The organism is Bradyrhizobium sp. WBAH42 (assembly GCF_024585265.1).
In the GTDB taxonomy this organism is placed as follows: Bacteria; Pseudomonadota; Alphaproteobacteria; order Rhizobiales; family Xanthobacteraceae; genus Bradyrhizobium.
The window spans coordinates 7,241,974-7,253,760 of sequence record NZ_CP036533.1; the positions used below are offsets into that span (position 1 = coordinate 7,241,974).

The window sequence follows — 11,787 nt, forward strand, 5'->3', positions numbered from 1 at the left end:
TCAAACTCATATCTGCGCTTTGGCTTATGCCTGGCTCGCGATCGCCTTGCCGAGCGCGGCCTGCGCCGCTGCAAGCCGCGCGATCGGCACGCGGTAGGGCGAGCAGGAGACGTAGTCGAGACCGATATGGTGGCAGAAGGCGACGGAGGCGGGATCGCCGCCGTGCTCGCCGCAGATGCCGACCTTGAGCGAGGCGCGGGTCTTGCGGCCGCGGGCGACGCCGATCTTGACCAGCTCGCCGACGCCTTCCTGATCCAGCGAGATGAAGGGATCGACCGAGAGGATGCCCTTCGCGACGTACGGACCGAGGAAGCTGGCCGCATCGTCGCGGCTGATGCCGTAGGTCGTCTGCGTCAGGTCGTTGGTGCCGAACGAGAAGAACTCGGCCGACTGCGCGATCTCGCCCGCGAGCAGGCAGGCGCGCGGCAGCTCGATCATGGTGCCGACCTGATAGGACAGCTTGGTGTTGGTCTCGCGCATCACGGCCTGTGCGGTGGCATCGATGCGCGCCTTGACCAGATCGAGCTCGGTCTTGGTCGCGATCAGCGGCACCATCACCTCCAGGCCGACCGCCTTGCCGGTGCGCTTCTGCGCCTCGACCGCCGCCTCGAAGATCGCGCGGGCCTGCATCTCGGCGATCTCGGGATAGGCGATCGCGATGCGGCAGCCGCGGAAGCCGAGCATCGGGTTGAACTCCGAGAGCTCGCGGGCACGGTCGGCGAGGCGCCGCGGGTCGGTGTTCATGGCGCGCGCCACTTCCTCGACCTCGGCATGGGTGTGCGGCAGGAACTCGTGCAGCGGCGGGTCGAGCAGACGGATCGTGACGGGCAGGCCCTTCATGATCTCGAACAGCTCGACGAAGTCGGCGCGCTGCATCGGCAGCAGTTTTGCGAGCGCGGCGCGGCGCGACTGCTCGTCCTCGGAGAGGATCATCTCGCGTACCGTGCGGATGCGCGTCTCCTCGAAGAACATGTGCTCGGTGCGGCAGAGGCCGATGCCTTCGGCGCCGAACTTGATCGCGGTGCGCGCGTCGTCGGGCGTGTCGCCGTTGACGCGGACGCCGATCTTGCGAACCTGGTCGGCCCAGTTCATCAGCGTGCCGAACTCGCCGGAGAGCTCCGGCTCGATCATCGGCATGCGGCCGGCGAGCACCTGGCCGAGCGAGCCGTCGATGGTGATGACGTCGCCGGTCTTGAAGGTGCGCGAGCCGATGCTCATGGTGCCACGGCCGTAATCGACGCGGATGGTACCGCAGCCGGAGACGCAGGGCTTGCCCATGCCGCGCGCGACCACCGCCGCGTGCGAGGTCATGCCGCCGCGGGTGGTCAAAATGCCTTCGGCGGCGTGCATGCCGTGGATGTCTTCCGGGCTGGTCTCGATGCGGACCAGGATCACCTTGCGTCCGTCACCCTGGAGCTTGGCCGCCTCGTCCGAGGAGAACACGATCTCGCCGGAGGCCGCGCCCGGCGAAGCCGGCAGGCCGGTGGCGATCACGTCGCGCTTGGCGTTGGGATCGATGGTCGGATGCAGCAGCTGATCGAGCGAGGCCGGATCGATCCGCGTCACCGCTTCCTTCTTCGAGATCAGGCCCTCATTGGCGAGCTCGACCGCGATGCGCAGCGCCGCCTTGGCGGTGCGCTTGCCGCCGCGGGTCTGGAGCATCCAGAGCTTGCCCTGCTCGACCGTGAACTCCATGTCCTGCATGTCGCGGTAGTGCTTCTCGAGCAGCGTGTAGATCCGCGTCAGCTCCTTGAACGCTTCCGGCATCGCCGCTTCCATCGACGCCTTGTCGGAGCCGGACTCCTTGCGCGCCTCCTCGGTGATGTCCTGCGGTGTGCGGATGCCCGCCACCACGTCCTCGCCCTGCGCGTTGATCAGGAACTCGCCGTAGAGCTTGCTCTCGCCGGTCGAGGGGTTGCGGGTGAAGGCAACGCCGGTGGCCGAGGTCTCGCCCATGTTGCCGAACACCATGGCCTGCACGTTGACCGCGGTGCCCCAGGATTCCGGAATGTCGTGCAGCTTGCGGTAGGTCACCGCGCGCGCGTTCATCCAGGATGAGAACACCGCGCCGATCGCGCCCCAGAGCTGGTCGTGCGGATCCTGTGGGAATTCCTTGCCGGTCTCGCGTGCGACCGCATCCTTGTACTTGCCGACCAGCTCGACCCAGTCCTCGGCGGAGAGATCGGTGTCGAGCGTGTAACCCTGGCTGTCCTTGAAGGTGTCGAGGATTTCCTCGAAGTGATGATGCTCGAAGCCGAGCACCACGTCGGAATACATCGTGATGAAGCGGCGATAGCTGTCATAGGCGAAGCGGCGGTCGCCCGACAGCTCGGCCAGCGCTTCCACGGTCTGGTCGTTGAGGCCGAGATTGAGCACGGTGTCCATCATGCCCGGCATCGAGGCGCGCGCGCCGGAGCGCACCGAGACGAGCAGCGGGTTCTTGGTGTCGCCGAACACCTTGCCGGTCAACTTGCCGACATACTCCAGCGCCTTCTCAACCTGCGGCTTCAGTTCCTTCGGGTAGGTCTTGTCGTGATCGTAGAAATAGGTGCAGACCGAGGTCGGGATGGTGAAGCCGGGAGGCACCGGCAGGCCGAGATTGGCCATCTCGGCGAGGTTGGCGCCCTTGCCGCCGAGCAGGTCGCGCATCTCCGAGCGGCCCTCGGCCTTGCCGTCACCAAACGTGAACACCCATTTGCCGGCCTTGGCCGCTGCCGGCGCCGCCTTGGGAGGCGCAGCCTTCTTCGGCGCGGGCTTCGCGGCGACCTTCGGCGGAGCGGCCTTGGTGACCGCCTTCACCGCAGGCTTTGCGGTGGGCTTGGCAGCGGCTTTGGCGACCGGCTTCGGCGCGCTCTTGGCCAGCGCCTTGCGGGCTGGCGGCGCTGCCTTCGCGGCGGCGGAGGGCTTTGATTTCGCTGGGATTTTCTTGGGCTTCGAGGCGGCTTTGGCCATAGCTTGCACACAACCTGCGAGAGGAATGGGAAATCGCGGGCCTTACACCACTTTGGGCGGGCCCGCGCAAGACGGACAGTTCCGAAAAGTGAACGCCTAGAAGCGGAGCCACTTCAGGAGCCCGAGCCCGATCGCGCCGTTGACGATGAGGAAGATCGCGACGATGAGGTTGAGAAGCCGCGGCATGATCAGGATGAGCACGCCCGCAATCAACGACAGGATCGGCGAAATGTGGGCGACGGTGATGTGCATGAACTATCTTTCTGTGAGGTGAGGCGAATCGCGCGGATGATACCCGGCTAGGTTCCGGGAGTAGAGATGCGCAAGCGAGCTTGCGAGTTCCCGGCCTCACGAAAACTGCCCGAAATTGCCGCGAATGCGGCAGGCCTTTTCCCGGAACATTGGCTTTAGGCACGCATTGGCAACCGGTCGCGCCGCTGGCGCGCCCGAAGAATCACGTCGAAGGAGTTGTCCATGCGGAACAGGATTCTTGCTCTCGCAGCGCTTGCGGCCGCGACCAGTGCGCCCCTTGCCGCGCAGGCGCAAAGCGATGTCACGATCGGACGCGCGCCCGCCGTGGTCGACAGCGCGCCGACGATTGCGGTCGAACAGCGGCCGGCCTTCCGCGAATATGTCGTCGAGCAACGTGTGCCGGCCTTTCGCATTCCGGATCGCGTGGTGGTCGGCACCACCTTACCCGAGGCAGGCGTCACTTATTATGACGTGCCGCAACGTTTCGGCGCCACGACCTATCGCTACACCGTCGTGAACGGCGAAACCGTGCTGGTCGAGCCGCGCTCGCGCCGCATCGTCGAGGTGCTGGACTAACAACGCTGCCGCTCCGTTCGATGTCCGGCGCGTCACATCAGGCTGGCGCGAGCAGTGTTAGATCGGACATCAGGCCCCGCCCGGTCCTCCCCCCGCCGGGCGGGGCTTTTTTGGACAAGCCACATCAGCAGCCGTCATTCCGGGACACGCCGGAGGCGTGGGCCCGGAATCCATACTCACGATCGTGGTTATGGATTCCGGGCTCGCGCTCCGCGCGCCCCGGAATGACAGCGGTGTTTGCGGCGCGGCCGCGTCTCAATCCTGGATCTTCGAGAAATCCGCCACCGCACGCGTGGCGCTGCGGATCTCGTTGAGGAGCTTCAGGCGGTTCTCGCGCACCTTCGGATCGTCATCGTTGACGCGCACCTTGTCGAAGAAGGCATCCACCGGCGGACGCAGCTTTGCCATCGCGCTCATCGCGGCGGCGAAGTCTTCCTTGGCCACCGCAGCGCTGGCTTCCGCCTTGACCTCACCGATCGCCTTGGCCAGCGCCTTCTCCTCAGCAAGGCTGTAGAGAGCGGCATCGGGCGCACCGTCGAAGCTGCGCTTGTCCTTCTTCTCCTCGATCGAGAGGATGTTGCTGGCGCGCTTGGTGCCAGCGAGCAGGTTCTTGCCGTCGTCAGAGTCGAGGAATTTGCCGAGCGCCTCGACGCGGCGGACGATCATCAGGAGATCGTCCTGGCCGCCGAGCGCGAACACGGCGTCGACGAGATCGTGACGTGCGCCCTGCTCGCGGAGCTGGACTTTCAGGCGGTCGGCGAAGAAGGCGAGCAGGTCGCTCGGAAGCTTCGAGGCATCGGCCGGCTTCACCGACAAGCCGGCGAGCGCGGATCCCGCCACCTTCATGAGCGACAGACGCAACGCGTTCTCGGCAATCAGTCGGATCACACCCAGCGCCGCGCGACGCAACGCATAGGGGTCCTTGCTGCCCGTCGGCTTTTCGTCGATCGCCCAGAACCCAACCAAGGTATCGATCTTGTCGGCGAGCGCCACGGCAACGCTGACCGGATCGGTCGGAACGCGATCCGCAGGACCTTGCGGCTTGTAGTGTTCCTCGCTAGCCGAAGCGACGGAGACATCCTCGCCCTGTGCGAGCGCGTAATACTTGCCCATCAGCCCCTGCACTTCAGGGAATTCGCCAACGACTTCCGTCAGCAGATCCGCCTTCGCCAGATGCGCAGCGCGCGTCGACTTGCCGACATCGGCGCCAACGAGCGGCGCGATCTCCGCGGTCAGACGCTCGATGCGCTTGATGCGCGCAGCCTGGGTGCCGAGCTTCTCGTGAAACACGATCTGCTCGAACTTCGGCAGCCGGTCCTCGAGCTTGGTCTTCAGATCCGTCTCGTAGAAGAACTTCGCATCCGACAGCCGCGCGCGGATCACGCGCTCGTTGCCGGCGATGATGGTATTGCCACCGTCAGTCGCCTCGATATTGGCGACCAGGATGAACTTGCTGGCGAGCTTGCCCGTCTTGGGGTCGCGCACCACGAAGCACTTCTGGTTGTTGCGGATGGTGGCGCGGATGACTTCGTCGGGGGTCTTCAAGAATTCCGGTTCGAACGAGCCCATCAGCACGACCGGCCATTCGACGAGGCCGGCGACCTCGTCGAGCAGGTTCTGGTCCTCGACCAGCTCAAAACCTTGCGCGAAGGCAAGCTGCTTGGCGTCGGTGAGGATGGCGTCCTTGCGGCGCTCGGGATCGAGCACGACTTTCGCGGCAAGAAGCTTGGCCTCGTAGTCCTCGAAGCGGCGCACCTGGACTGGCGCCGGCGCGAGGAAGCGGTGGCCGTAGGTGGTCTGGCCGCTCTCGATGCCGTCGACCTCGAACTTCACGACATCGGGCTCTTCGGTCTCGAGGCCGAAGGTCGCCGTGATCGCGTGCAGCGGGCGCACCCAGTTCAGCGAGCCGGGCTTGCCGGAGCGCGCGCCCCAGCGCATCGATTTCGGCCAGGGGAAGGTGCGGAAGATGACGGGCAGGATTTCCGCAAGCACGTCGATCGCGTCGCGGCCGGGCTTCTCGATCAAGCCGATGTAGAAATCACCCTTGGGGTCGCGCTGGATTTTTGCTTCCTCCAGCGACTTCAGACCGGTCGCCTTGAGAAAGCCCTGCACAGCCGCCTCGGGGGCGCCGACTTTGGGGCCGCGCCGCTCGGTCTTCAGGTCAGGCTGGCGCGCAGGGATGCCGTGCACGGTGAGCGCAAGGCGCCGCGGCGTCGCAAACGCCTTCGCGCCCTCGTAGACCAGGCCTTCGGCAACCAGCTTGTCGGTGACCATGCGGCGGAGATCGTCGGCCGCCTTCGCCTGCATGCGCGCGGGGATTTCTTCCGAGAACAGTTCAAGCAAAAGTTCGGGCATCAGGCCGCTCCGCCCGCTTCAGTGTGGATCCAGGCCTCACCGCAGGCCTTGGCCAGCTCGCGCACGCGCAGAATGTAGCTCTGCCGCTCGGTCACGGAGATCACGCCACGCGCGTCGAGCAGGTTGAAGACGTGGCTCGCCTTGATGCACTGGTCGTAGGCCGGCAGCGCCATCAGATGCTGCTTCTTGTTGCCGCCGTCGCGCCAGCCGGCATCGAGATATTTCCGGCAGGCCGCCTCGGCCATCTTGAACTGCTCGAACAGCATCGCGGTGTCGGCGTATTCAAAGTTGTGCCGGGAATATTCCTGCTCGGCCTGCAGGAACACGTCGCCATAGGTGACCTTGGCATCGCCCTCGCGGCCGTTGAAGTTGAGGTCGTAGACGCGGTCGACGCCCTGCACATACATCGCGAGGCGCTCGAGCCCGTAGGTGAGCTCGCCCGCGACCGGCGCGCATTCGAAGCCCGCGACCTGCTGAAAGTAAGTGAACTGGCTGACTTCCATGCCGTCACACCAGCATTCCCAGCCGAGGCCCCAGGCGCCCAGCGTCGGGCTCTCCCAATCGTCCTCGACGAAGCGGATGTCGTGCACGGCGGAATCGATGCCGATCGCGGCGAGCGACTTCAGGTACAGCTCCTGAAGGTTCGGCGGCGACGGCTTCATGATCACCTGGAACTGGTAATAGTGCTGCATCCGGTTCGGGTTCTCGCCATAGCGGCCGTCCTTGGGCCGCCGCGAGGGCTGCACATAGGCGGCGTTCCAGGGTTTTGGCCCGAGCGCGCGCAGCGTGGTCGCCGGATGGAAGGTGCCCGCACCCATTTCCATGTCGTAGGGCTGCAGGATCACGCAGCCCTGCTCGGCCCAGAACCGCTGGAGCGCGAGGATGAAGCCCTGGAACGAGCGTTCCGGGCGCATATGGGCGGGCAATGAGGCGTCCATCGTCAGATCGGGCTCTCGCGGGGGGTTTTGAATCGCGCGGGACCGTATCGACGGCGGGGATGGGAATCAAGGCGAAGGGGGTGGAAATGGCCGTCATTCCGGGGCGCCCGCAGGGCGAGCCCGGAATCCATTGCGCCGCTCGCTCTGTGGTTCGATGGATTCCGGGTTCTCGCTTCGCGAGCCCCGGAATGACGATCGAGCGGAAGGTCCCTAACCCGGCCGGTAAGCTCCGGTTACGGGGTCACGCTTCAGCGTCTGGATATCCCCCATGCGGGCGGCCTCAGCGACGCGCGACAGGCGCATCTCCTCCAGTTCCTGGTTGATCCGGACAGCGGTCTTGTAGGCCCAGCGGACCACGGCAAGCCCGCCCAGGACGCCCGCGAAAGCGACGAACGGCGGCATCGATCGATCCTCGTCTCATGCTCAGCCCCCACTTGCATTGTTGCGCAGATGGACCTGCGCCGCAATTGGTGCCGTCCGGGCGAAATGGCGCGGGAGCGCGAGCCCTAGAACCCGAATTTCGCCCAAATCGCCCGCGTTTCGACCGCCGAGATCAGCTCGTCCGGCAGGCCGGCCATTGATTCCAGGGCCGAAAGCTGCCCCGCGCCGGGCGATTTCCGGCCCAAAAAGCCGGAGAGCAGCCCGGTCGGCTGCGCGATCACGGGGGTGAGAACCTTCTCGCCATAGCGGGCACGAAGAGTTGAGCGGAGATCGCCGATGCTGTCGGCGAGCCCCAGCGCGATCGCGCTTTCGCCCGCCCAGTATTCGCCCGTGAACAGCGTGTCGTCGGCTCCCTTCAGCCGGGCGCCGCGGCTTTCCTTCACCAGCGAGATGAAGATCTGGTGGATCTCGCGCTGGATCGCCTTCAGTCGCATGACGTCATCGGGGTTTTCCGGAAGGAACGGGTCGAGCATCGCCTTGTGCTCGCCTGACGTGTAGAGGCGCCGCTCGATGCCGAGCCGCCTGATCGCCTCCTGGAAACCGAAACTGCCGCCGACCACGCCGATCGAGCCGAGGATCGAAGAGGGATCGCAGATGATCTCGTCGCCGGCGCAGGCGATCATGTAGCCGCCGGAGGCCGCGACGTCCTCGACGAACACGAGCACCGGCAGCTTCTTCTCCGCGGCAAGCTGCTTGATGCGCAAGAAGATCTGGCGCGACTGCACCGGCGAGCCGCCGGGCGAGTTGATCACCAGCGCCACCGCCTTGGCGTGCCGGTAGGAAAACGCGCGCTCGAGCACCCGCGCGACGCCGGCAAGCGTCAGGCCCGGACGCAGCGGCGTCACCGCACCGATTACACCCGACAGCCGCACCACCGGCACGACCGCCGTGCCGGGACGAAAGCGCGCCGGCAGATATTGCATGAGCTTGTCGGCCAGGCCGGAACTCTCACGATCGTTCAATTGTTCGTCCATGGCCTTACCTCTGATTAACCATTTCTTATCACGCGAGTGTCATTGAAAGTGCCTGGAACGTGTTTTGCAGAATCCCCGTTGGGAAGCTGCAATAGGCAGCGGAGGAAACGCCATGAAGATCTATCTGCTGTTGCTGCTGATCGGTGCGCTTTTCACGGCGATTCGCTTTACGTCCCCGCAAGAGCAGCAGACGGAATCGCTGCCGCAGTAAGCCGTCACGGCTCCGCCAGCGGCAACGCCGCCCTCCCCTCCAGAATATCCCGCACCTCTTTTTTAGGCACGTTTGACTCTTCGTTAAGCATGAGCCCGGGCAGCAATCGCGTCGGTGCCCGGCCGCCTTTGACTGCGCGCACCAGCACGCGGATCGCGGGCTTTCCCGCTTCGCCATGAACCGGTAGAATCGCAAGGCTGCCGAAGCCGCGTGACAGCGCTGCCATGACGTCGCCGAGTCCGTCCGCGCGCCAGATCAGAGTCAGCACGCCGCTCGATCGGAGAATACGCCGGGCCGCATGCACCCACGCATGCAGCGTCTCCTCTGTCGCCACATGCGCGATGTGGCGCGCCTGATCCGGTGAGCCGCGATGGCGTGCGGAATCGTTGAAGGGCGGGTTCATCAGCACGGCGTCGGCGCTGTCGGGCAGAAGTCCGTTCGCTGCAAACGCCCGCGCATCGGCGGTGACGTCGAGCACGATGACCTCGGCGGCGATCGCGTTCGCCGCGGCGTTGGCCCGCGCGAGCTCCGCCAGTTCCGGATCGATCTCGACCAGGCTGAGCCTGATCCCCGCGACGCGCCGCGCAAGCGCAAGGCCCGCCGTGCCAATGCCAGCGCCAAAGTCGACCACGCGGTCCCCCGCCTTAGCGTCAATCGCCGCTGCGAGCAGGACGGCGTCGTGCCCGGCGCGATGGCCCGACCGCTTCTGCATCAAGCGCAACTGCCCGCCGAGAAAGGCGTCCTCGGTAATATCCGCGGCCTCAATCATCGCCGCGCAATTCGTGGCTGAGGCCGGCCTCGGTGAGGAGCGCCCTGGCCTCCTCGGCGTCGTCCTCATGAACCAGGATCCGCCGCGGCAATATGCCGAGGGAGCCTTCGATGATGCTCATGTTCTGGTCGAGCACCAGATGGTGGATGTTGGCACCGTCGAGCAGCGCGCCGATCGCCGACACCAGCACCATATCGTTGGTCCGAACCAGTTCACGCAAAACGCAGATCTCCTGCCTGAAAGTGGCTAACGCGGCAAATGTCAATGGTTCCGCGGGCCTTGCCGCATTCGCCGCCAGTTTCTATTGTATTTCCATCAGAATAGCCCTTCCGGGGCAAATATTGGAGACCGGCGTGGCCGTCATCGTACCTTTCGAAACTCCCGGCGCGTCGATCGAAGAGCTGGTTGCCCTTGTCGCCCCCGATATGGAGCGCGTCAATGCCACGATCCTGTCGCGGACTGGCTCCGACGTAACCATGATCCCGGAAGTGGCCAACCACCTGATCTCCTCCGGGGGAAAACGCCTGCGGCCGATGCTGACGCTCGCCATGGCCAACCTCGCCGGCTACAACGGCGATGGCCATATCAAGTTAGCTGCCTCCGTCGAGTTCATGCATACCGCGACGCTCCTGCACGACGACGTCGTCGACGAGAGCGAGATGCGCCGCGGCAAGCTGTCGGCGCGCATGCTTTGGGGCAATGAGGCGAGCGTGCTGGTCGGCGACTTCCTGCTGGGCCAGGCCTTCCGCATGATGGTCGAGGTCGGCTCGCTACGCGCGCTCGACATCCTCTCCGCGGCCGCCGCCACCATCGCCGAGGGCGAGGTTATGCAGCTCGCGGCTGCCAAGAACACCGCGACCACCGAGGACGAATATCTCGCCGTGATCCGCGGCAAGACGGCCGAATTGTTCGCCGCCGCCTGCGAGGTCGGCCCGGTGATCGCCAACCGCCCGAAGGCGGAGCAGACCGCGTGCCGCTCGGTCGGCATGAATCTCGGCATCGCCTTCCAGCTCGTCGACGACGTGCTCGACTACGGCGGCAAGAGCGCCAAGCTCGGCAAGAACACCGGCGACGATTTCCGCGAAGGCAAGATCACGCTGCCCGTCGTGCTCGCCTTCCGCCGCGGCAACGACACCGAGCGCGCCTTCTGGATCCGTGCGCTGGAGCGCGGCGAGATCGGCGATTCCGATCTCGATCACGCCCTCGGCCTGATGAACAAGCACCGCGCGCTCGAGGATACGCTGAGCCGCGCCCAGCACTACGGCGCGATGGCCGTGGATGCGCTGGCGCTGTTCCCGCCCTCGCCGATGAAGAGCGCGCTGGAGCAGGTCGTGGCGTTTTGCTTGGCACGGTCGCATTAGGCCTGATGCCTTTCGTGGCCTCAGCTACGCTCCGGCACCTCAGGGTGACGGTGACGGATAAGTGCGCGCTGCTTCCACAGCGTCATTGCGAGCGCAGCGAATTGTCCGCCGAAGCCTTGGCGAAGGCGGAAGCAATCCAGAATCCCGCCCCGGAGACGACCTGGATTGCTTCGCTTCGCTCGCAATGACGAGGTCTGGCGCCACCGGCATCGCTCGCTCTCATGTCCCGGACGCGCTGCAGCGTGAAACGCTGCTGCGCAGAGCCGGGACCCATGCGACGTCCAGCGATGAGCAGTACTCTGCAGCGCACCGCCAAGAGGCGCTGCGCTGCGTCCGGGGTACGAGAGCGCGCTTTATCTCACCAGCAGAACCCTCATTCGCTCCACATGCGTCGCCCACCAGTTACTTGCATTTTGCAAGTGACTGCCCTACCTTCCCCGCCATGCAGCCCAAATCCCCTTCCAAGCTGGAATGCCCGGTCGGCCGCGCGGTGGAGACGGTCGGCGAATGGTGGAGCATCCTGATTCTGCGCGATGCGTTTCAGGGTGCGACGAAGTTCGACGAGTTCTCGCAAAGCCTCGGCATTGCGCCGAACATCCTGTCGCGGCGGCTTGCGCATCTGACCGAAAGCGGCATGTTCGTGCGTCGCCGCTATCAGGAGCGCCCGCCGCGCTACGAATATGTGCTGACCGACAAGGCGCGGGATTTCTTCCCCGTGATCGCTACGCTGCTGGCCTGGGGCAACAAGCATCTCGCGCCGAAGGGCGCATCCATTCTGCTGGCGAACCGGGGCGACGTCCGCCCGTTCGAGCCGGTCGTGGTCGATGCCGTCGACAAGCGCCCGATCACGCTCGCCAATGCGGTCGTCGTCGCGGGTCCCCGCGCCAGTCGCGGCATGCGCGCGCGGCTCGCTTCGCTCAAAGCCATGAACCCGGCCGTCGCGCCGGCCGGAGACTGA

At 65.5% G+C, this 11,787-nt stretch carries 11 protein-coding genes; 3 read left to right on the top strand and 8 right to left on the bottom strand.

The window, feature by feature from the left end:
- Positions 1 to 24: 24 nt before the first annotated feature.
- On the bottom strand, positions 25 to 2,952 hold the full coding sequence (ppdK, locus tag DCG74_RS34120; RefSeq protein WP_172787502.1) for a pyruvate, phosphate dikinase: 2,928 nt from the start codon (positions 2,950 to 2,952) through the stop codon (positions 25 to 27).
- A gap of 96 nt (positions 2,953 to 3,048) precedes the next feature.
- Complete coding sequence (locus tag DCG74_RS34125) at positions 3,049 to 3,204, bottom strand: DUF3096 domain-containing protein (RefSeq protein WP_008562090.1); 156 nt, start codon at positions 3,202 to 3,204, stop codon at positions 3,049 to 3,051.
- A gap of 222 nt (positions 3,205 to 3,426) precedes the next feature.
- On the opposite strand from DCG74_RS34125, the gene DCG74_RS34130 reads away from it, so the two are divergent.
- Complete coding sequence (locus tag DCG74_RS34130) at positions 3,427 to 3,780, top strand: DUF1236 domain-containing protein (RefSeq protein ID WP_172787503.1); 354 nt, start codon at positions 3,427 to 3,429, stop codon at positions 3,778 to 3,780.
- A 255-nt stretch (positions 3,781 to 4,035) separates the two neighbouring features.
- Here DCG74_RS34130 and glyS read toward each other — a convergent pair whose 3' ends face one another.
- The 6 genes from glyS to DCG74_RS34160 all read right to left on the bottom strand — a co-directional run bounded on the left by glyS (position 4,036) and on the right by DCG74_RS34160 (position 9,688).
- Entirely contained in the window at positions 4,036 to 6,135 is a 2,100-nt protein-coding gene (gene glyS / locus DCG74_RS34135; protein WP_172787504.1) for a glycine--tRNA ligase subunit beta, read from the bottom strand.
- Positions 6,135 to 7,073: a glycine--tRNA ligase subunit alpha gene (locus DCG74_RS34140; RefSeq protein WP_172787505.1), complete on the bottom strand. Its 939-nt coding sequence runs from the start codon at positions 7,071 to 7,073 to the stop codon at positions 6,135 to 6,137. The genes glyS and DCG74_RS34140 overlap by 1 nt, the downstream gene beginning before the upstream one ends.
- A gap of 210 nt (positions 7,074 to 7,283) precedes the next feature.
- Complete coding sequence (locus DCG74_RS34145) at positions 7,284 to 7,475, bottom strand: hypothetical protein (protein ID WP_028178670.1); 192 nt, start codon at positions 7,473 to 7,475, stop codon at positions 7,284 to 7,286.
- Positions 7,476 to 7,579: 104 nt separating this feature from the next.
- On the bottom strand, positions 7,580 to 8,488 hold the full coding sequence (locus DCG74_RS34150) for a S49 family peptidase (protein WP_172787506.1): 909 nt from the start codon (positions 8,486 to 8,488) through the stop codon (positions 7,580 to 7,582).
- Positions 8,489 to 8,703: 215 nt separating this feature from the next.
- The gene (locus tag DCG74_RS34155; RefSeq protein WP_172787507.1) at positions 8,704 to 9,468 is read right to left on the bottom strand and encodes a tRNA1(Val) (adenine(37)-N6)-methyltransferase; all 765 of its coding nucleotides are present in this window, start codon (positions 9,466 to 9,468) and stop codon (positions 8,704 to 8,706) included.
- Positions 9,461 to 9,688, bottom strand: a complete 228-nt coding sequence (locus DCG74_RS34160; RefSeq protein WP_008562067.1) for a DUF2007 domain-containing protein — start codon at positions 9,686 to 9,688, stop codon at positions 9,461 to 9,463. The genes DCG74_RS34155 and DCG74_RS34160 overlap by 8 nt, the downstream gene beginning before the upstream one ends.
- A 133-nt stretch (positions 9,689 to 9,821) precedes the next feature.
- Here DCG74_RS34160 and DCG74_RS34165 point away from each other — a divergent pair, with 133 nt between their 5' ends.
- A complete protein-coding gene (locus DCG74_RS34165; protein WP_172787508.1) occupies positions 9,822 to 10,829 on the top strand; it encodes a polyprenyl synthetase family protein in 1,008 nt (335 codons plus the stop codon).
- A gap of 442 nt (positions 10,830 to 11,271) precedes the next feature.
- Positions 11,272 to 11,787 carry a helix-turn-helix domain-containing protein gene (locus tag DCG74_RS34170; protein ID WP_172787509.1) on the top strand — a complete coding sequence of 172 codons (516 nt, stop codon included), beginning with the start codon at positions 11,272 to 11,274 and terminating at the stop codon, positions 11,785 to 11,787.